10 protein-coding genes are annotated in these 23,076 nt (G+C 38.0%); 5 read left to right on the top strand and 5 right to left on the bottom strand.

The window, feature by feature from the left end; translation table 11 throughout:
* Window positions 1-30 precede the first annotated feature (30 nt).
* The 4 genes from ABLA76_RS08975 to ABLA76_RS08960 form a co-directional block, all read right to left on the bottom strand.
* The gene (locus ABLA76_RS08975; protein ID WP_348987656.1) at window positions 31-1,533 is read right to left on the bottom strand and encodes a hypothetical protein; all 1,503 of its coding nucleotides are present in this window, start codon (window positions 1,531-1,533) and stop codon (window positions 31-33) included.
* A 187-nt stretch (window positions 1,534-1,720) separates the two neighbouring features.
* A complete protein-coding gene (locus ABLA76_RS08970) occupies window positions 1,721-3,331 on the bottom strand; it encodes a hypothetical protein (protein ID WP_348987655.1) in 1,611 nt (536 codons plus the stop codon).
* 371 nt (window positions 3,332-3,702) lie between these two features.
* Complete coding sequence (locus tag ABLA76_RS08965; RefSeq protein WP_348987654.1) at window positions 3,703-5,649, bottom strand: hypothetical protein; 1,947 nt, start codon at window positions 5,647-5,649, stop codon at window positions 3,703-3,705.
* A gap of 263 nt (window positions 5,650-5,912) precedes the next feature.
* Complete coding sequence (locus ABLA76_RS08960; protein WP_348987653.1) at window positions 5,913-10,436, bottom strand: inverse autotransporter beta domain-containing protein; 4,524 nt, start codon at window positions 10,434-10,436, stop codon at window positions 5,913-5,915.
* 839 nt (window positions 10,437-11,275) lie between these two features.
* Between ABLA76_RS08960 and ABLA76_RS08955 the strand changes: the two genes are divergently transcribed.
* Window positions 11,276-12,634, top strand: a complete 1,359-nt coding sequence (locus ABLA76_RS08955; protein WP_348987652.1) for a hypothetical protein — start codon at window positions 11,276-11,278, stop codon at window positions 12,632-12,634.
* Window positions 12,635-12,645: 11 nt separating this feature from the next.
* A complete protein-coding gene (locus ABLA76_RS08950; RefSeq protein ID WP_348987651.1) occupies window positions 12,646-14,229 on the top strand; it encodes a hypothetical protein in 1,584 nt (527 codons plus the stop codon).
* A gap of 206 nt (window positions 14,230-14,435) precedes the next feature.
* On the opposite strand, the gene mltF is transcribed toward ABLA76_RS08950, so the two are convergent.
* Window positions 14,436-15,959, bottom strand: coding sequence for a membrane-bound lytic murein transglycosylase MltF (mltF, locus tag ABLA76_RS08945; RefSeq protein ID WP_348987650.1), 1,524 nt, complete (start codon window positions 15,957-15,959; stop codon window positions 14,436-14,438).
* 264 nt (window positions 15,960-16,223) lie between these two features.
* Here mltF and purL point away from each other — a divergent pair, with 264 nt between their 5' ends.
* From purL to qseG, 3 genes are all read left to right on the top strand, one after another.
* Window positions 16,224-20,111: a phosphoribosylformylglycinamidine synthase gene (gene purL / locus ABLA76_RS08940; protein ID WP_348987662.1), complete on the top strand. Its 3,888-nt coding sequence runs from the start codon at window positions 16,224-16,226 to the stop codon at window positions 20,109-20,111.
* 657 nt (window positions 20,112-20,768) lie between these two features.
* A complete protein-coding gene (locus ABLA76_RS08935) occupies window positions 20,769-22,208 on the top strand; it encodes a HAMP domain-containing sensor histidine kinase (RefSeq protein WP_348987649.1) in 1,440 nt (479 codons plus the stop codon).
* 5 nt (window positions 22,209-22,213) lie between these two features.
* Window positions 22,214-23,074, top strand: a complete 861-nt coding sequence (qseG, locus tag ABLA76_RS08930) for a two-component system QseEF-associated lipoprotein QseG (RefSeq protein ID WP_348987648.1) — start codon at window positions 22,214-22,216, stop codon at window positions 23,072-23,074.
* Window positions 23,075-23,076: the final 2 nt, after the last annotated feature.

Raw genomic sequence — 23,076 nt, 5'->3', positions numbered from 1 at the left:
AAAGTCGAGCATCGCGTTATATTATCTATTTTAAAATGTAACAATGTGGCCTGACCAAATACCACCATATGTCACATCTCTATCATTATCATTACCAATTTGATAATCAAAGAAGATCTCTCCATCATGGTAAGGAAATGCTAAATTATTATTTAAAAGATTATAAGGGATATTAAATTTCAATGTTGCTGTTTTTCCTCCTATTTCATCTGGTTGATAGGGCATGTCACCGTTAAAAACTTGCTTTGTCGTATTGTTACTTGCATTAATATATAAATTTAAGATGACTTTTGAACCTAATTTTATTTTAGTGCCATCGCTAAAATCATTAGTTCCTGTTATCCTGACAAACAGGCCAGCATCGTCTGGGTTATTGGCATGGTTCGATATGGTTTTGTCAATGATGGAGCTACCCTGATTTATAAGTTCATCGAAGCTAGAGTAAACTTGGCACGGCTCATATGTTCTATCAATATCACTCCAGGGTTGATTTGGTTTTCCTCTATAAATAACATCAGTAGGACTGGATTTAGCGATTATATTGTCACTTGGTTTGATTAAGAAATAATATAATTTTGATGGTGCATCTTTTTTGAAAATAAAATAAGGTAACGACTTTAAACAGGGCTCTCTTTCCTTATTATTAAGGATTCTGATGTAGTACTTATATTCATCGTTAACAAAAAATAGTAAAAAATCACCCAATTTATAATCATTGCATGGTGATATATCTACCCAGAATTTACTTTCTCCTTCTGATTTTAAATTATCATTAATAGCGGTTACGATATTTAAGGGTTGACGATAATCTTTAACATTATCAACAAATATAAATATAGGATCATTAGCAAACTTAAAGTCGGTTGAGTTTAGTATGGTAGAAGATAATTGAATAATCGGTAATACTGCTTTTTTCGGAGAAATGTAAAACTCCAGCTTTCCTTCTTCATCTGAGTTTACGAAAATACCCTGATCGTTACCAAATTCATGAACATCTATTTTTGTAGTTTTATCATTGTGGTAAATATTTATTTCTTTTAACTCATTAATGACATTAGCTTTTATAAATACAGGTACTCCTGATAATGTTTTTCCATTTTTATCTCTTAGAATTGTATGAATTTTAGTTGATAGAGAGCCAATTTTGGCGTCGGTAAATGAGATTGGAATAACTATACATGGGTTATCAATATGTAATCTCACTGAATCCGAATCAATAATTCTTGCTGTGGATTGTAATGTTTTAGTTGGAAAATCGGTTGACGATGTTTTTACACTAAAAGAAATTTTTTCATTTTCTGCTATAGAGTTAGATACAGTAAGAGTGACTGTTGCTGCCGCCTTTTTTTTACTGTGATCTAGCGTTAAGGAGATAGGATCAAGTGGTACAGTAATGTTTTTGTTATTATAAAATGAAATAGTAGAAGGGTCATCAATATTTTCATCAGATGATAGCGTTACTGTAAACAAAAATTTTTGTCCGATAATTAAATCGGCATTATTAGGTAGGGAAAACTCAATTGTACCAGCCATATTTTTATTTCCTTTTTTATTTTACGAAAATTAGATTTATACCAATCCAACTTCAAGATACGTGTTATATTTCCCCGCGAAGCGGGGAAATATAAGGCCTCGCGTCGTCTTGCAGATTGCAACTTGAAGTTTATCGCGTATAAGAGCGCTTCTACAATCAGCGCTCATATTTAATATTTTTTGTTAATTAGTTACCTGTTTCACCAGGGCCTGCGGTTGTTTCAATATTTGAAGTCCATTCTACACTATATTTCAAAAATTGATTTTGATAGAACTGATAGTCAATATATATATAACCATGACCTTCTATACCAGAAATATCCTTATAAGGAATATGGAAAAAAATAGAGTCTGGATTACCGGAGCCACCAATTTGAGCTAAAGGTATTTGTTTAGTGTAAGATTTTTGGAAACTGTTATTGTCTGAATTTATATACATTGTCAGAGTAATATCTGTTATATCTAATGGGACGGGATTTGTCTCTGCATTCGAACTAATATTATTAGAACGTATAATTTCAATAAATAATCCATTGTATTTATATCTAGGGTATCTCATTATAGCATCATAATTAATATAATTACCCCAACCAGGTTGTAATATGTCATCTGGCCCAACACCAATGCTGGCATGAACTATACAAGGTTCAAATTCTCTTTTAACACCTGCAACAGGTTCATAAGGAACACCACCTAAATAAGTGACTGGTAGTGCTTCAGAGTATAAAGCATCACCTCCTTTTTTAATTACAATATAAGAAAACTCATATGATTTAGCTTGTTGTTCAAAAATTGAATATGGTAATTCTATACTATATTGATCTAATTGCTTATTTAGATCTTCAATAATCACAGAATAACCAGTAAAATTAGTAATTTTAGTATCCAAATCTTTAACAAAGAATAAAATTATGTCACCTGGTGAAGCTTGATCATAACTACTTATAGACACCATGAAATATGATAGTCCCGAATTTGCGTATATACCACTTGGGCTGTAACTTAAAATATCGGGTGTACCTATAGAGTTAAAAAAAGTTGGTTCACTATAGTTAATGATATAAATCAGTTTATTAGCTTCACTTCTAATATTAACTACATTACTTAAAATATAACTCCATAAGCTAACTACACTTACTAGTGTTGTTTTAGGATATAGATAAAATTTCACTAACCCATTTTTATTCGATGTGATAGTTAATCCTTTATTATGGCCTACTTTTTCAAGAAAGAGAGGAACTGTATTAGTTTCATCTTTAAAGCTAAACTCTTCCATTTTATTATGCTGTTGAGATGTAATAAATACTGGTGTACCTACCAGTGCTTTTTGAGTGTTTTTATTTTTCAAAGTTGTATATATTGATGTATATTTTGGTTTTCCACCATCTAGATGTATTTGTAAGAAAGATTGTTCAACAAAAAGTGCCAATGAATTCGGATCAATTTCATTTGTTTTACCTGTAAATGGTACAAACTTGAAATCATCTTCATTAGTCGTTGCATCAGTATAAACGTCAAAATTAATGTCAGAACCATCTTGTACCACCCCGCCACTTGGATCCTCCACAGTAAAACTTAATTGGGTAGAGGCTTTTTTATTACCATTTGTGTAAATAAGTTTAATAGGATTATTAATATCTTGATCAAATTTTATATTTTTACTGACATTTTTTATGAAAACACTTTTGTCCATTAAAATAAGTTGATCTGAACTTAATGTCACCGTAAAACTAACACTTTGACCTATAATTAAATCTGCTTTTTTATTAATTGAAATTTCCATTTTGTTATTTATCATTTCATTACCCACAATTTAATTTTGATTAAATATCTATACCAATCCAATTTCAAGATGCGTGTTATATTTTCTCGCGAAGCGGGAAAATATAAGGCCTCGCCTCGCCTCGCCTCGCAGATTGCAATTTGAATCTTATCGAGTATATAAATATTAGTAGCCTAAATAAAATATGCTATTTAATTTTATTTTAGAGTTCTGAGTGTAATAAAAATAGAGTATTTTTAGCTGGCACCCCGCATCTTACTTATAACTTATTTATTAAGTTTAAAGCTTACATTTAAGATAAATTAAAAATTTACATATAGATGCGGGATACATAGCTTATAAAATATAATGATTAAAATAAGTGTATTATTATATGGTTTTAACTATCATTGGCTTTTCACGCCTACTGGAGCTGCATAGGTATCAATAGATCCATTCCAAACTACACCATATTGTAATTTTTCATCTAAGTAAAATTGATAATCAAAACTAAGTCCTCCATATTCTACACCAGCTAAATCCGTATAAGGAATCTGGAAGAAAATAGAATATTTGTTACCATCTCCGCCAATATCATTTAATGTAATTGGTTTGTGATAAGTAAACATTACATTTCTATTCGGTGAATCTATATACATATTTAAAGTAAACTCCGTTACACTTAGTGGAACCGTATTTACTGTTGATTTAGGATCCTTAATATTAGAACGAACAATTTCAATAAATAATCCATTATGTTTATAGCCGGGATATTGCATAATGCTGGCATAAGCAACACCATTATGAGTTGGAATAATATTATCAGGGCCAACACCAATACTGGTATGAACTAAACAATGTTCATAACTTCTATTAACATTCGGGTTAGCTTCGTAAGGAATACCACCTAAATAAGTTACCGGTATTGGTTCAGAATAAAAAGCATCGCCATTTAATTTTACTGCGGTATAAGAAAACTCAGATGTTTCACCTTGTTTAAAAATAGCATAAGGAAGCGCTATGCTATAATTATCTAACTGTTTCTTTTGATCTGTGATAGTTATAAATTGCCCACTATAATTTCCGTTAACAAAAAATAAAATGACATCATCATTTTCTACTCCATCATAGCTACTTATTGATGCCAGGAAATTAGGATCTGTAGTATGTGCTGTTAATCCTTCGGGAGTATTACCATCAATACTTGGCATGCCTATAGAATTAAGATAACCCGGTGCTTTATAATTAATAGCATAAATTACTTTCTTAGCTGGGATCGAAATATTAGTTATATTACTCAAAATAACAGTAGATAAATTAAGTACACTTACAAGTGAAATTTTAAGATGGAGATTAAATTTTATTACACCACTTCCATCTGAAGCGATAACAATTCCTTTATTGGGACCTTCTTTCTCAAGAACAAGATCATTAATATTTCCAGCATCCTTAAAGGTAAATTCTTCCATTTTATTATGCTGTTGTGACGTGATAAATACAGGGGTATATTTTAATGATTCCTGTGTGTTTTTATTTTTTAACGTTGCATATACTGGTGTGTATATTTTTTGACTCCCATCTAATTGCATTTGTAAGATATTATTTTCAATAAAAAGTGCTAATGAATTTAAATCAATTTCATTTGCTTTACCTGCAAATGATATAACCTTGAAATCACCTTCACTCGTCATTGCATCAGTATGAACTTCAAAATGAATCTCAGAACCATCTTGTACTGGTGTACCATCTGGATTTTCCACAGTAAAACTTAATTGGGCAAAGGCTTTTTTAGCAACGTCTAGATAAATAAGTTGAATAGGATTATTAATATCTTGATCAAATTTTATATTTTTACCGACATTTTTTATGAAAACATTTTTGCTCAGCAAAATAGGTTGATCTGAACTTAATGTTACCGTGAAATTCACGCTTTGGCCTATCACTAAATCTGCTTTCTGATTAATTGAAATCTCCATTTTATTATTATTCACTGCCTTAGCTTTACCGGTGAAATGCACTTTATTAAATGGAGTTTTATCCGATGTAGCATTAGTGTCTATATCAAATGTAATATTATCACCATAATTTACTGGGTTGCTTCCTACCGTCTTAAGCACTGTAAAACTCAAATTAACAGATGCCGTTTTATTTCCTTTCGCATAATCAAGGTTAATAGGTTTGTTAATATCTTGATCAAATTTTATATTTTTATTGTTGCCTGTTTTTACTGTTATAGACTTACCTCCATCAATAGCTTCACTTGAAGTCAATGTTACTGTGAATGTTATTTTCTGACCTATAAATAAATTATCAGACGGTTTAAGTGAAATTCCCATGTTAGTATTAGCTGTCATTTTATCATCTCGTGTTATTATTGCTATTAATAAATCATATTAATTTTATTCCGTTTAAAAAATTTACTACAGAAATAGTTATTAAAAATAAACTTACCACATGAAAATAGTTTTAATATCACCTCACTTGTAATCCTTTTAATTTTGATTCTCAACATAGCCGTATAAAAAATAAAAAACTAATGAAAGAAAGTTATCACCTGATAACTTTCTTTCATCGCGATAGTTGATTATATTCACACAATTATTTTTATCTTGTGCTTTTACTTTTCTATTGTTTTAGTTAGTGCACTGTAACAAAAAATAATACCTTCCGTCTGTTTATCGAAAGTATTATTTTTAGCGTCATAGATCCTAAACGGTTTGCTATGACTATCAGAACCGGTATTGTTTACGATAATTGTGACTTTATCGGGGCTACGACCAGAGATGTGATCAAATATTCCCCAATCGTATAAATCAAAATTTCCACCCCATTCATTATGTAGAGAATAAAAATCTGTGGGATTGTTAGGGTCATATGCTTCCTTATCTGAATATAAATCTTGAATTACTCCTTGTGGGGTATTCTTATTTTGACAATTAATATTTACACCACTTGGATCTACGTATTGATAGTTCGGGATAGCACCTGATGATTTATTAATATTAATTTCATACTTGTATAATTTAATCTCTCCGCTATCCATCGTGACTTTTGTGTTTATTTCAGTAGTTCCAGGTGCATTAAATTGTATTGGGCCAGAACCATCACCAAAGGCTAACATAAATATTCCATATATTGAGTTGGTTTTATCTGGCGGCAAGTGATAAGCAATATCGGTTATTTCCTTATCATCATAAAAAGAGCCAGAATTTTCTGTCTCTCTTAATTCTCCTCGCAACGAATCAAAAACAGTGTGTGGGTGATCCTTGCCACCTTTATTATTAAAATATTTAAATACTGCTGTATTGTTTTTATTATAAACATATAGCACCGCAGGTTTCGGAACAGGGTTAAATGCGATTTGTGTATCTGCATCACGTTTCACATCAGTACCATCTGGTTCAGCCATGGTTAATGTTACAGTGACATTTTCAACACCGACAGAGCTTTTTAATTTTGCATGTAAATATCCTTTATCATCTGTTTTAAGTCTAGTCTCCTCGTTTGTAGGATCTTCCGGTGAATAAGCTTTAGGCTGAGGGAACTTAGTTTCCTTAATTTTGTCATGGTCGTGTGTCCACTGCGCACCATTAAACGTATACTTGCGCAGAGGCTCTGTTGTCCCTTTTTTTACAATCAATGCCTTGTAGTGATATTCATCGGTGCCATTACCTTGTAATGGATTATTTGCATCAAAGTCCGTCACTTCAACCGAGGAGATATCGAACTCCGGTGGGGGGTCAACAAAATTCATACCTTCTGAACATGTCGGCGCAGCCGGTTTTCTGCCATCGATATCAATACACGCTTTCACCTGCTGTGCCTTACTGCTAACGACATTCACTTGCAGTGTGCCATCTTTGGGGTTCACTGATTGAGAGCTATCTGTTGATGGTGGTAATGGCGATAAGGTTACATCTGTCGCTTCCGTACCATTCTGGTTTTGAGGTTTAGACCACCTGAACTTAATATCTGGCTCTTTATATGCTGTCTTATTTTTTTCACGCCATGCCCTTGCAGTAAGAAGATATTTTTCCTGCCCGCCAATAGTGACATCATGATCTTTTGGTTCCTTCTCCATGGTAATTTCCGGCCAAACAAAATTAATTTTATCCTTTGATTCTCCTTGACTGGATTGGCCATCAGCAGAAGTAACAGAAGCTATAACAATAATATTTGAAGCCTCAATGGGACTGGTTAATGTTGCCGTTATTTTTCCAGCATAATTGGTTTTCTCTGAAGAAGTCGTTGGTTTAAGGTTAATATTATCTTTAACTTGCCAACTCACTGCCTTATCTGATACGCCTTGACCAGCCACATCGGTGACTGTTGCCGTACAGGTGTAAGTTTCAGTGACTAATACAGGTTGTTGCTGCTCATTAGTGGCTTTACAGAGCACATTAATATTTTCAGGCTCAATAGAAACCGCTTCAGCGGTAACGACCGCATGGTGTTCAATAGCTAATGAAACCTTCACACCATTTAATGGTACTGAGCTATCCAGTATTGCGATCAATTTCCCTTCTTCATTTGTTTCTGTTTTTTGTGTTGTTAGCTTAACCTCTTGTCCTTTATCGTCTTTTGCTTGCCATATTACGCCATCAATAGGCTGGTTAATCACTTTGTTCTTCTGACGATCAATAACAGTGGCTTTAAAGGTATAAAATTTTCCATCACCGACCGTCAGGGGGCCTTTGGGGTCCACGGTCAGGCCACCGTCAATATGGTAACTGGATGTATCAGCAATAAAAGCAACGGGCTTAGCTAAAATGGGGGGCTGCTGATTTTCAACAGAGAGCGAAACGGCAACACTATCGACAACCGATACACTACTCAGTTTTGCCGTGAGTGTTCCACCTGCTCCCGTGCTGTCAACCCCATTTTTGAAAGTGAAATTAAGCCCCTGGGTATCCTTGTTTTTATCCCAGTGAATGTTGGAAATGTTCTGGCCTTCCGGCAATGCACTTCCACTTTGATCGACGATATAGGCCGTATAGGTGTAAGTATTTTGACCATTTGCGATTAGCGGACTTTGATGATCAATCATAATGCGATCAACACGATATTCTTTCGGATCAGCAACAAAAGAAACCGCTTCGGCTGAAGCCGATTCCTTGTTTGCAATCGAAAGTGTCACCACAACGTCCTTTAATGGCGTTTTACTGCTTAATGTTGCGTTTAATTTCCCGTTATTCGTCTTCACCGTACCTGTTGGAGCTTCGACAGAAATATCCTTAATTTCCTTACCCGCTAAATTTTTGCCGACAGCACTCCATTTCACATTATCAACGTTATCGGCCGCTAAACCGCCATCAATGGTAATGTCTGCTGTATAAGTATATTTTTGTGTACCATCCGCCACCAATGATTTTTTGGGGTCCGGTGCCACACTCAATTTATTGTCTTTTATTTTGTAGTGAGGTTGTTTTTTGCTAAACGTCACTGAACCTATTTTTTGCTGTGGAGCACCGTCTAATTGTATATAAATATCGACTTTTTTATGGGGTTTTTCACTCAATAAAATGTTAGGTATTAATTTCCCTTTTTCATCGGTTAATTCACCCTTTTCATTCGTTTGGGCAGGCTGATTATTCCATAAAAACCTTAAACCAGAGCCAGTGCCTAAAGCCGGTTCGGTTGTCCAGGCAACTTTATCGATTCTGGCATTTTTAACAAATTTTCCAGATGGGGAACCTGCATAAGTAATAATGGGTGAGCCAAACGTATACCCATTTTCTTTTTCGCCGGTTGCTATCGGTGATTCAGGTGGAATGATATTTACTTTTCCCTCTATCATAAAAGGCAAAACCTTCATAGGAATCTGAATCGGTTTTGTTTTTTTCTGACCATAGATTGTATATTCTAACAATATATCAAGCAGGTAATCATTTTTATGTGTTTCCTGATAGCTGGGGAGAGTAATAACAATACTCTTACCTGAGTCAGAAGAAAGTTTCCCCTTGTTATGTAGAAATGCTTTATCTGAAACAATCCAGCGAATTTTTTTAATATTAATATTAGAGGGGACGGGTAGATTAATGGGTATCTCTTGATGGCCATATCCGACAATAGGCTCTAACGCGATCAGTATTTCTTGTTCTCTTTTTACATGATCTAAAACAATATGATTATTTCTTTCCACCAAATCATAACGGCTACTTGCTAATGTCCGCATTGAAGCCACATTAGCGGGTGACAATTGAATACTAAAGGGAACCCCGAATTTATAATTTAAGTTTGCCAAAAACTGTGTTTCAGTATGGCCACTTTCCCCCTGCTTATAGTCAACGCCCATGGTAACTAGTGGGATTGGGGTATATGTCAGGCCAAACTTAGCCAGGCTTGGATTTTTCTGTTTAGTATCACGGTTGAATAAAGTGACCTTATCACCAAAATATTGCTCATAGGTTAGTTTCATTCCCAAATTAGGGTAAGCCGGCAAGAAAAACTCCCCATTAATGTCATAACCGTTGGCGGGACGTTCATAATAATCCTGAAAGGTTCGTGATTTTTGCCAGTCGCTTAAACGATAATAGGTATTAGCGGAAAGTTTAATATAATCGCCCCAGATTTCTCCTCCTAGTCCCAAACGTTGATTTTTTCCAGTAAAGTCATGATCATAGAAAGCATTTAAGCCATACATCCAGTTCTGATAGAAATAGCGACCACCTAAACCCAGATTCATGGTATTTCGGCTATCTTTGTTACGATAACCCAATTGGGAAAAGAACAACCAATCTGCTTTGTCATCGTAAAGGGGTAATAGTATATCGAGTGAGTTATTTTTCAGCGTCCATTTCCTGTCTAACCCAAAGTTGATTCTGACAGTACCAAACTGAGATAACCATTTTTGAGTTTCTGAGGATAGGGTGTTATTAAATTTACCCAAAGCATAGGATTTTGCTTGTTCCGCGAGTTCTGAAGGGGAAGAAGATAAAATATGACTAGCTTTCTGGATATTGCTGATAATGATATGTGGGGAGCTCAGATCTGAAGTGTCATTTTTTTTTTTAAAATGAGTATACAGTTTGTCATCAGTCTTGACAGTAGCTTCTGCTAAAGCGTTAATAATTGTAGAAGGCATGAATAATACGTAGAAGAAAATAAAAAAACCAATGATTTTTCTAGTATATGATGACATATGTGAGTGCCTCGAAAATTTCATAGCAACCGTTATTTTCACTTAATTTCCCATCTCTTAAACAACCCCATTTATTCCCGTATATAACTCTAGTCAAGAAAACTCAAATTAGCATCATTCAAAATAGTTATCATATCATTAGCAGAGTATCTTGGATTTTCTCTTTGACTCAATTGAAATAGCGCTTTCGAGCAGGGGAATGATTCAGAGGCCTTCTATACACGAAGTAAACTAATTTTATGCGTGATCATTTGCTTTCATGATAATCGTATTTCACTTATTATGCGAAGCCTGTGATAATAAAAATTTATCAATTGATAACCTTTTATCATTGGTTTTTGAGTTTCACTCTGTTTATTCTAAAGCAACATCAGAAGAACAATTCTATAGTGATAATAACAATGAATTATTATTTCATTGATCTGAAGGGGTTCATATTTAAAATAATAATTGATGTGGCAGTTTTTTTAATTAAAGCATGAGGTGATAACATGTCAAATAACAACAGTAAAATGGAAGTTTACACTCAACCTAATGCGAGTTTAATCATAGGTCAGTATGTGATTTTTGTTGCCATATTAAGTTCGGATAAACCGATTATTTCACTGAAAAAAATAACTAATAAAAATTATGATAATAATACACAGTTTAATTCGGATATTACTTCATTTGTTTGTGTAAATAATGAGCTCACTCAGTGTTATTATATTTATATTTTCATAATAAAAGTAATTATCCTTAAAATAACCAAATGAATTTAATTGTAATGCATAAACCAATCATAAAGTTTATTATTTTATGGGTTTGTTTTTAAAGGTTTTTTCAAAAAAAGGCTTTTTATGAATAACAAAAGCAAAAATATTTTATTGCCACCTATATTTCCTCAAGGAAATTTAAGTGCTGTAATTAATATACCTGACGTTATTGCAATGAAAATTAAGTATGTAATGATGCAGGTGAATAAATATGAAGGTGTGGAATTATTAGATAAAATAGAGGGTGAGATTTATGTAAAAGATAATATAACCACTAAGGTAAAAAGCGTTCCTTATCATGTTACATCAGATAAATTAAAAGATAATTTCTATTTTTTATTGTTTCGAGTTAATGAAATGGATATATCAGGTCTGTGTGAAGCCAAATATACAGTAACAGATTTAAATGGTAATCATCTTGATTCACCAACATCAAATATCACTATTATAGGGGGTACTAACATGAGTAATGCCGACAATGTGGTCATTTTTCTTGATGCTAAAAGTTCTATATTAAGTTTACACACAATAAATCTTAAAGAAGGTGTTAGGCTTCAGGCTAAATTTAAAGATCTTGTAGTTGGTGATACCATAATTATAGAGGCCAAATTTTTAAGAGAAGATAGTACAGAGTTAATAACTATCCATTCTGACAATATTGATTTAGACTCGAATGCAATAAATGATGGTCATAAGGACCATACAATTAAAACAAATGAAGTTAATTTTTTAGAAGTAAAATATATTGTTGCATCCTTTACTGTTATTAATAAGAAAATAAATCAATATCCTACACAAGTTTCCATTTTAAATGATTTAGATACTGTCAATATTAAAGTGAAAACAACTAAAAATATAGGCAGTAGTCTAAGTGACTATCCAGATATAAAGCCTTTTTTAACCGCAGTAATATATACTGGTTCAAATAACGAACCAATAAATGCTCGACTGACAAATGCCAAATTTATTGATGATACTCCTGAGACAGTGGTGGATAAAATTGATGAAAATGGTGTAGCTTATCTTCATATCTATAGTGATGATATTACTAAAAATAGTGCATTAATTCTTAACTATGAAGATCCAGTGATTGCCTGTAAAGTTCCTTTGGATTTTGGCAATTGGATGTCATCTTCAACGGGAGAACTCTCTTATACCTATAGTTCTTATGGTGTCGCAGATGGTACTTGTCAATGTTTACTTATTATTAAACTCTTCTCAGAAAATATTACGGGGATTACAGTGAATTTCAATAGTCCTGATATTAAAATTAATGGTGCGAGCAATATTTCAGAAATAGATAGTCCTGATATTAAAAAAATATTAGTTTATGAGTTGACATCCACGAAAGCGGTTCGCTCGAATTTTACTATTAATGTTAGTGGTATTTCTATGGATCAAATTAAGAATACTATTGTTTTTACCGATCCCCTTACATTTTAAATAAGAATATTATGAATATTTCAGTGAGATTTTTTCAATCGTATCGACTCTATCAAGGTAGAGCTGCTACTGATATTCAGCTTTTAGTCCATGATGAATACATTGATTTGGCTGAATTAGGTCTAATTCTTGAATGCTCATTAGGTAGCTTTATTATTAATGGTCAGGATACAGGCAACAATACACTTTCTTGTTTTACAGATAATGGCGGAGAAGTTTCTGTTTCGATTGTCGGTTCTGAAATAGGTGGTGATGGTCACTTAACAGTCTCTCTTCAAGGCAATGGTAAACAGATTGGTGTCCAACCCTATCATCTTAAAGCCACGGCATATTATACACTTAACTTTAATGTTATTAATGATTATGCAATGGCTGATGGTGTGCAAAGTAATAAAGTCACGGCGAAGCTTACCGGAACAGGTTCAGGAGTAAATCTTACCAAGCGTAATCTGGATTTAAGTGTTACAGGTTCCGCTTCTTTTGAGAAAAACCATGTAGTTCAGACCACTTCTATAGAGACTGACGAAACAGGCAATGTGAGTTTTGAACTTTATAATACCAATAAAGATGCTGAAACGGTAGTACTTACGGCTTTCTTGGATGTCAGCAAAGCAGCCCACGCAACCGAACAAATCCATTTTCAACGTAATCTGGATTGTGACGCAAATCCCCCTTCTGATGGAAAATATATTAGGACCATCTTTAGTTATTATCTTGATAATAAATATTATCTTTTGCGTCAGCGTCAATGTGATCATCTGGTGACTGTACATCAACTAATATCAGGTGGAATGCAAAGAGGTCAAACGTCCACTGGGCAGAAGTGGGTAAATTTTTATGATTTAATGTTTCCTTTCGTGCTTGATGAAGAACAATATATTTTTGGGTTAGCCAAGAATTTTATTAATACGTCAAAAAATACGTATAAATCTTATTGGATAATTGCAAAATTAGATGAAAAAGGGCACAAAGAAATCATCGATAGTGGTTATTGGGACAGTGATTATGATGTAGGGTTTTCCTATAAAACAGGTGAAGGTCAATTTATTTATCTTCATAGTAAAGGTAAAAATGATCAAGGTAAATTTCCTTATATTATACGGGAAATATTGCCAAATGGAAAAATGGGAACAATAATAGAACAAAGTGATTGGGATAATTTTTATGGGGCGACATTCTTCTTCTCAATGGAAGGAAAAGAATATATATATATCCATACGAGCGCTAATCGTGCTATGTTTACTTATGAATTAAATGAAAATGGAAAGATAGGTAACTTAGTTAACCAAAATACTTGGGCATATTATTATTACCCGCAGTTCCCATATGCTATTGGAAACAATTATTATTACACAGGACAAAGATTCTACGATAATTATTGGTTTGTCAGTTATCTATATAGTGGGGGAATACCTGATAGAATAAATGAACATCAAGATTCATGGGATAGGAGTTATCAATATCTGGTTCCATTCTTTATTGATGAGTACCAATATTTTTTGCGGCAGGATCAGAGTAAAGATCATTGGTACATTACAGAAATCCTTGCTGATACGCGTATGGGGAATGATACCGATAGCAGTATTAATCATTAAGTGCCATTAGTATGTAACTGATTCAACTAATATTGATAATATTATAACGACTCCCGCCAAAGCTAACATTTTGGGGGAATCTTTGACTCAATTAAGCTGAAAATCGGGTATCTTTCTGTTTCGGCCAGTTGTATATATAGGTCATAGCCCATAAGGCGTTTTATCTCTCAAGTTATCGTGTGTCTATGCGAGTTGTAAAACGCCTCTTATTCGCCAATTTGGCTTCTAATCTTGTGATTGTCTTCCGCATGATTATTTTCAGTGTCAGCCACATCAGTTCTCACATTTTCAGCTTGTGGCTCGCTAATTATGGTGGTTTCCGTTTTCGCTTCACTTCCCTCTGCGTTCTCGCGGTTGGCTTTCGCTCTAAGGTATCCCTCCAGGCTTAAATAGTAACGCCGAATATTTTCAACGTAACGATAAGCTTCATAGCCACGGGCATAGCCATAGGTTGTATTGGCGTAATATCTTTTCTTGCTGAGCAGGGGCAGGCGCGTTTTAACATCCAGCCAGCTGTCTGGATTCCCTTTTTGTGCCGCGGTTAATTTACGGGCATCAAGAAGGTGCCCATACCCCATGTTGTAAGCGGCAAGGGCAAACCAAATGCGCTCATCCTCAGGAATGGTTTCTGGCAAACGCGCCATCAGGTAGTGCAGATAAGCCATTCCGCCTTTTACACTCTCCTCCGGATCCAGCCGATCGTGAATTCCAGCCCATTTTGCTGTCGGGCGTGTGAGCATCATCAATCCACGAACACCAGTAGGTGAAGTGGCTTGTGGGTCCCAATGTGATTCTTGCCATGCAATGGCAGCCACCAATTGCCAATCAAGCGATCCCGCGTATTGTTGAAAAATGGGTTGATAGGTTGGTAAGAGCGTATTGATGGCACGAATAAATGAAAGGGTATCGAAATAATCGAATGAGCCGACATGACTGAAATATTTTTCTTGTAGCCGCGACATGATGCCGTTTTCAGTCAACATACTGAAGAAATCGAGCATAGCGGAGTAGAGGCTATAATCGCCATTACGTTTTAAATACCAGGTTAAAGGGCTTTCTTCACTGACATCAAAAGCAACGGCTAAATTGGGATGAATGCGCTGTTGCAAGGCTAAACTGAGGGAGTCACTGATGGTATAGTCGATTTTTCCCTCGGAGAGTTGTTCGAGCAATTGCTGCGTATTCTCGTGTGGTGTTTCTTCCCAGGTTAACTCAGGATAAGACTTTTCTTTCCACTTTTTCAGTTCGCTTACATGAGCTGAGCCTGCCGTGACGATGAGTCTACCTTTTAAATCACCAAACGAATGTGGACGTGTCGCCCCCTTGCGATACACCAGTTGTTGTATGACTGAAACATAGGCTGGGCCAGTGCGTGTCTGGTTCAGCCTGTCTTTATTGTAGATAAGCCCGGCAGCCAGGAAATCGGCTTTATCGTTTTCCAAGTCGTCAAAAAGTTGCTTAATGTTGGGACGAAACTTAATCACCAGTTTAACGCCCAGATAATTGGCAAACCGCTTGATTAACTCATAGTCGAATCCTGTTGGCTCATTTTTGTTGTTAAGAGAGATCAGAGGAGAGCTGATGGTACTAACCCGTAGCTCTCCTCGTGCCAGAATTTTGTTTATCTGCTCCTGCTGTTTATTGGGCCAATTGATATTCAGGCCGATGATGGCAGCAGAGAGGAGCGTGATAATTATGATAACAAAATAATTTATCTTTATGTTATTCAAATAGTTATCTCTTTCCAGAACGATTAGTAATCGTGTGAAGTGCAAGATAATAGCATGGTTAAATTTCCAGTAATCGAGAATTTTGCGTAACAAAAGGGGGATGTGCAACCCTATTAAACCTATTTTGGCGTTTTATTGAGTCTATTATTGGGGGGATAAATCACCGCGCAAACGGTTTCGTCAGAGGAAACATTCCTCTATAATGCTTGCTGTTTCCTGAGGCATCAGTCAGGCTTTGCTTCTAAGATGAGAGAACCTATTATTATGGAAATTCTGCGTGGCTCACCCGCTTTATCGGCATTTCGCATCACTAAGCTCCTTTCCCAGTGTCAAGATCAACATCTCCCAGTTACTGACATTTATGCAGAATATGTGCATTTTGCCGAAGTTAATGCCCCCATCACGGAAGATGAGCGAGAGAAATTAAATAAACTATTAAAGTATGGTCCCTCTTTGGCCGAACTTGAGCCTAAAGGACAACTTATATTAGTCACGCCTCGCCCTGGCACGATATCCCCTTGGTCATCGAAAGCGACAGATATTGCCCACAATTGTGGACTGAAGCAGATTGTCCGTTTAGAAAGGGGGATTGCCTATTATATTCAGAGTATTGACATGGATGACGGGCAATGGCAAACGTTGTCGGCATTACTGCACGATCGCATGATGGAACGTGTGTTCACTCAGTGTGAACAAGCCGAAGTCCTGTTTTCTCACCAGCCCCCTGCGCCGTTAAAACAGATTGATATCTTGCAATCGGGACGGGCCGCACTGGAATCAGCAAATATTGAATTAGGGCTGGCTCTGGCTATCGATGAAATTGATTATCTGATGAGCGCTTTTCAGGCGTTAGGACGCAATCCAACGGATGTTGAGCTGTATATGTTTGCCCAGGCAAATTCTGAGCATTGTCGCCACAAAATTTTCAATGCAGATTGGATTATTGATGGTCAGACTCAACCCAAATCTTTGTTCAAAATGATCAAAAACACGTTTGAACAGACGCCAGATTACGTGCTTTCTGCTTATAAAGATAACGCAGCGGTTATGGAAGGCTCTGATGTTGGCCGCTTCTTCCCTGATCCTGCAACCGGGGTTTATGACTATCATCAAGAGCCAGCCCACATCTTGATGAAAGTGGAAACTCATAACCATCCAACCGCGATTTCGCCCTGGCCCGGTGCAGCGACGGGTTCCGGTGGTGAAATTCGTGATGAAGGTGCAACCGGACGAGGTGCTAAACCGAAAGCCGGGCTGGTCGGTTTTTCAGTTTCAAACCTGAGAATTCCTGGGTTTGAACAGCCGTGGGAAGAGGATTTTGGTAAACCTGATCGCATTGTCAGTGCATTGGACATCATGCTGGAAGGCCCCTTAGGCGGCGCAGCGTTTAATAATGAATTTGGGCGTCCGGCATTGCTCGGGTATTTCAGAACCTATGAAGAAAAAATTTGTTCCCATAACAGTTCAGAATTGCGTGGTTATCACAAGCCCATCATGTTGGCGGGCGGGATCGGCAATATCCGTGAAGAACATGTCCAGAAAGGGGAGATTTCGGTCGGCGCAAAATTGATTGTGTTGGGTGGGCCAAGCATGAATATCGGTTTAGGGGGCGGGGCGGCATCTTCAATGACATCCGGTCAGTCTGATGCTGACCTGGATTTTGCCTCTGTACAGCGTGACAATGCGGAGATGGAGCGTCGTTGTCAGGAAGTGATCGACAGTTGCTGGCAATTGGGGGATAAAAATCCGATTTTATTTATTCATGATGTAGGCGCTGGCGGTTTGTCAAATGCTATGCCCGAATTGGTCAGTGATGGCGGTCGAGGCGGGCGTTTTGAGTTACGTAATATTCTTAACGATGAGCCTGGCATGAGCCCATTGCAGTTATGGTGCAATGAATCCCAGGAACGTTATGTTTTGGCGGTAGCACCAGAGCAGTTAGCCCTGTTCGAAGAAATATGCCATCGTGAACGTGCGCCTTACGCGGTGATTGGGGAAGCAACGGAAGAGCGACATTTGCAGTTGAATGACAACCATTTTAATAATCAGCCAATCGATATGCCGCTGGATGTCTTGCTCGGTAAGACGCCAAAAATGCTGAAAAATGTGCAGATCTTGCAAGCTCAAGGGCAAGGTTTGGATCGCAAGGGGATTGATCTCGCAGAAGCGGTAAAACGTGTCTTGCATTTGCCTGCCGTGGCGGAAAAAACATTCCTGATTACGATAGGGGATCGTTCCATTACCGGTATGGTTGCCCGTGATCAAATGGTTGGCCCCTGGCAAATTCCAGTCGCAGATTGTGCTGTGACTACCGCCAGTTTGGACAGCTATTATGGCGAAGCCATGTCAATGGGCGAGCGAGCGCCGATTGCATTATTGGATTTTGCGGCATCGGCGCGTATGGCGGTGGGTGAAGCACTGACCAATATTGCCTCCGCTTATGTCCAGGATCTGAAACGCGTGAAGTTATCCGCTAACTGGATGTCGGCATCAGGCCATGCTGGTGAAGATGCGGGGTTGTATGCCGCCGTCAAGGCAGTGGGTGAGGAGTTGTGTCCAGCCTTAGGATTGACCATTCCGGTTGGTAAGGATTCGATGTCAATGAAAACCCGCTGGCGTCAAAATGGGGAAGAGCGTGAAATGACGTCACCACTTTCATTGGTTATCAGTGCCTTTGCGCGAGTAGAAGATGTGCGCTGTACCGTGACGCCAGAGTTATCTACTGAAGATGGCAATGCGTTGCTGCTAATCGATCTGGGTAAAGGGCAGAATGCGCTGGGTGGGACAGCATTGGCGCAGGTTTATCGCCAACTGGGGGATAAAACCGCAGATGTTCGCAGCGTCGAACAATTAGCGGGTTTCTTTAATGCGATCCAACAGTTGATTTCAGAACAAAAATTGCTGGCTTACCATGACCGTTCGGATGGTGGATTATTGGTGACATTGGCTGAAATGGCTTTTGCCGGCCATTGCGGATTGCATGCCGATATCAGTGCATTTGATGAAGATATCCTGGCCGCATTATTTAATGAAGAATTGGGGGCGGTGATCCAAATTCGTGAGACTGACAGGGAGCAAATTGAAAACCTGTTGGCAGATTATGGATTAAATGAATGTGTGCACTATTTGGGTAAAGCCCGGGTGGGCGATGATTTTGTGATTTCCAGTGGCAATATGGAAGTTTATCATCAGAAGCGCAGCACATTGCGCTTATGGTGGGCAGAAACAACGTGGCAAATGCAGCGCCTGCGTGATAACCCTGAGTGCGCAGATCAAGAGCATCAGGCAAAACAGGATGTGAATGATCCGGGCTTGAATGTGGAATTAACCTTCAATCCTGCGCAAGATATTGCTGCTTGTTATATTGCAAAACAAGTGCGTCCGCGCGTTGCGGTATTGCGTGAACAGGGCGTTAATTCCCATGTTGAGATGGCAGCTGCATTCCACCGGGCAGGCTTTGAGGCGGTGGATGTTCATATGAGTGACTTATTGGCGGGGCGGATCACATTAGATCAATGCCAAACATTGGTTGCCTGTGGTGGCTTCTCATATGGGGATGTGCTTGGTGCAGGTGAAGGCTGGGCGAAATCCATTCTGTTTAATCCACGGGTACGTGATGATTTTGCGAGTTTCTTCGCAAGGCCGGATACCTTAGCACTTGGTGTATGTAACGGGTGTCAGATGATGTCCAACTTGCATGAATTGATCCCTGGCACAGAACACTGGCCGCGCTTTGTCCGTAACCGTTCAGAACGCTATGAAGCCCGCTTTAGCTTAGTGGAAGTGGTAAACAGCCCTTCATTGTTCCTGAAAGATATGGCCGGTTCTCGTTTGCCGATCGCAGTGGCTCATGGTGAAGGGCAGGTGGAGTTTAGAAACGACCTGAGTTTGATGGAACTTGAAAAGCATCAGCAAGTCGCATTGCGTTTTGTGGATAACTACGGTTCAGTGACAGAAAGCTATCCGGCAAATCCGAATGGTTCTGTGAACGGCATTACTTCTGTGACCAGCCTTGACGGCCGAGTCACAGTGATGATGCCTCATCCTGAAAGGGTATACCGCACTGTTAGCAATTCCTGGCATCCTAAAGAATGGGGAGAAGATAGTCCGTGGATGCGCATTTTCCGTAATGCCCGCAAACAGTTAGGTTAATAGCAAAGGCCCTGAAAATGCATCAGGGCCTTTATTTTTTACCGTGTCTCTATATCACGACAATGATGCTTTTGGGCGTCTCAAAAAAGAGACACTTAATGCATTGATATAGTTTGTGAATTTTTTTTCTGTGGTGAAGTGTCATAAATAGGCGACACTAATGTTTATTAAAAATGAATAAATACCGATAAGAAAATGCAATAAGTCTGTATTTTTATTTATTTCTTATAATATCAATTGGTTAAAAATTTCTTTTCAAATTGGCATGTAATATGCATAATACAAGGCAGTTGCTCATTCAACTTTGTTATGTCGGCCCGCAATTGGGTGGAAACATGCCACATAAGCCTCAGAATGACGCCAAAGTAAGGTGCCTACCGTCCAACTTAATGATATTCGCCTTTGGGCCTTATCAAACACAGGGCGACACGTGGAGTGAGGCACCGCCTACATGTTCACATGCAGGATCCTCACTGGCGGGATGGTAAAAAAAGTTACTGTCCCGCCGTCATTATGGCAACCCACCCTGTTTATGTATGCATTCGCATCGCTTTCAATGACTGATTGTTTCAATTATCCGCCGTTTTCAACTATTATTCTGACCATTTTCAATAAAAGAAAAGTCACTGTAGCATCAATGTCATTACAGGTTATGAGATGATTTCTTTGAAAAAATGGCGTTTATTTCCACGCTCATTGCGCCAGTTGGTTGTTATGGCTTTCTGGTTAGTGTTATTGCCACTCTTAGTTTTGGCTTATCAGGCTTATCAAAGTCTTGATCAGCTTAGTACTCAGGCTGCTGAGATTAATCGTTCAACGCTGGTGGATGCCCGCCGTAGCGAGGCGATGGTTGGCGTCGCCCTTGAGATGGAACGCAGTTACCGCCAATACTGTGTATTAGGCGATAGTCGGCTAGAAAAGCTTTATCAACGCCAATATCGGCAGTATATGAATATGCTTGGTAATCAGATGGCGATGTTAGCTAATGCCGAGTATACAAAGAAATTTAATGAATTACTGTCGGGCTTGAGCAAAATCTCTTGTAGTAATGGGGCACCAGAAGCAGCTTCGTCTAAATTACTTGAAGAATTCTCCAGGGCCAATAATCTTTTGGTACAGGAAACCCGTAATATTATTTTTAGCCGTGGTGAACAGCTGCAAAAAGACATTGCCGATAAAGGACAATTTTTCGGTTGGCAGAGCCTTATTTTATTCTTGTTAAGTGCCTTCTTGATAACCTTGTTTACGCGTATGATCATTGGGCCAGTAAAAGGCATTGAGCGGATGATCAATCGGCTTGGAGAAGGGCAATCATTGGAAAATCAGATTGATTCCTTTAAAGGACCACGGGAGTTACGATCACTGGCCCAACGCATTATTTGGCTGAGTGAGCGTTTATCTTGGCTTGAGTCTCAGCGTCATGAGTTTTTACGCCATATTTCCCATGAACTGAAAACCCCTCTGGCAAGTATGCGTGAAGGAACGGAGTTATTGGCTGACGAAATTGCAGGGCCTCTGACGGCAGACCAGAGAGAAGTTGTCAGTATCCTGGATAGCAGTAGCAGGCATTTACAGCAGCTTATTGAGCAATTACTGGAATATAACCGCAAATTAGCCGATGGCGCAGCCGAACATCAGATTATTTCCCTAAAAGAAATTGTGGATAGTGTCGTACTTTCACATCAATTGCCGGCACGGGCAAAAAATATTTATACAGAAATTCAATTGGATATGGATTATTGTTGGGCGGAGCCTGGCTTATTAACACGGGTGATTGATAATCTCTATTCCAATGCAGTGCACTATGGCGCTGAATCCGGTAACATTTGGATTTCGAGTCGGCAAGTGGGGAAAAACCTTCAAATTGACATTGCCAATACAGGAACGCCCATCCCAGAGTTAGAGAAAAGTATGATCTTTGAGCCATTTTACCAAGGAAAACTTCAACGAAAAGGTGCCGTTAAAGGAAGTGGTCTTGGCTTGAGCATCGCGCAAGATTGCATTAAACAAATGCAGGGGGAGCTTTGCCTGGCAGAATCCGAATTTGCTGATGTATGTTTTCGAATTGAACTGCCATTAACCGCAGAGAATGACTAAATAATATGTATAACAGGTTTACTTACCGCTTTATGACGGAGACGGAACAGCAAAATATTGTGGCTAACCCAATGAAAAAAACGGCTGTCAGGCCATCTATCTTGGCACGTACCTCGACCCTGCGCTTACGGGCTATATTGCTATTGTTCGTTCCCTATTTGCTGGCAGGATGCGTTAAAACGAGTGGCGCAGACAATTTGACAACCCTGGCACAGTCTATCTTGCCAGAGCAGAGTGTCACGGATTATCGTCTTAAGGATTGTGATTCAATCTGGGACATAGCGAAGCCAGCGGCGATGGAAAACGGGCTTTATTGGCTGAGGTTTATTGATTGCACGGATCGATTATCTTCGGCAGAAGCGCGTGAGACGGCGAAACGTTTTACCTCAGAGACGCCGACTGATTGGCATCAAGTGCTTAAGCAAAGTATTTTAATGGGCAGGGCGACTTCTGTATTAGCTGAACGCCGGAAAACGGTGGAAAACTTTAATCGGTATAGTACACAATTTCCTATCGTTTTGCGGCCATTACTCCAATTGTGGCGTGAGCAGCAATATCTGAAAATTAATCTTGCCGAAGAAAGAGCCAAATTTCAGCGCTTCCAGTTTGACAGTGATAACAAAATTGATCGTCTGAAAGAAACACGAGCACGTTTAGAATATGAGCTTCATTTAATGTCCCGCAAACTAGAAAATCTGACCGATATTGAACGCCAACTTTCCTCCCGTAAACAAGAACAAAGTGGTGTTGTGACTCCTAACACAAACACTTCATCGGATAATAAAGCAGAACCGAAAGACAACCCCGCAACAAACGCGGAAGCCAATCCTTCAGAAGAAAAATCAGAAGAAAAAGGAGCCGAATAATC

The sequence above is a fragment of the Xenorhabdus sp. SGI240 genome, assembly GCF_040081915.1.
Classification (GTDB): domain Bacteria; phylum Pseudomonadota; class Gammaproteobacteria; order Enterobacterales; family Enterobacteriaceae; genus Xenorhabdus; species Xenorhabdus bakwenae.
Note: the sequence above shows the minus strand (reverse complement) of the source record. Positions and strands in the feature narration are given on the sequence as shown.

Coding starts and splice junctions, on each gene's coding strand:
- ABLA76_RS08975 (WP_348987656.1), bottom strand. CDS start 1,533: ATGGCTGGTACAATTGAGTTTTCCCTACCTAATAATGCCGATTTAATT.
- ABLA76_RS08970 (WP_348987655.1), bottom strand. CDS start 3,331: ATGATAAATAACAAAATGGAAATTTCAATTAATAAAAAAGCAGATTTA.
- ABLA76_RS08965 (WP_348987654.1), bottom strand. CDS start 5,649: ATGACAGCTAATACTAACATGGGAATTTCACTTAAACCGTCTGATAAT.
- ABLA76_RS08960 (WP_348987653.1), bottom strand. CDS start 10,436: ATGTCATCATATACTAGAAAAATCATTGGTTTTTTTATTTTCTTCTAC.
- ABLA76_RS08955 (WP_348987652.1), top strand. CDS start 11,276: ATGAATAACAAAAGCAAAAATATTTTATTGCCACCTATATTTCCTCAA.
- ABLA76_RS08950 (WP_348987651.1), top strand. CDS start 12,646: ATGAATATTTCAGTGAGATTTTTTCAATCGTATCGACTCTATCAAGGT.
- purL (WP_348987662.1), top strand. CDS start 16,224: ATGGAAATTCTGCGTGGCTCACCCGCTTTATCGGCATTTCGCATCACT.
- ABLA76_RS08935 (WP_348987649.1), top strand. CDS start 20,769: ATGATTTCTTTGAAAAAATGGCGTTTATTTCCACGCTCATTGCGCCAG.
- qseG (WP_348987648.1), top strand. CDS start 22,214: ATGTATAACAGGTTTACTTACCGCTTTATGACGGAGACGGAACAGCAA.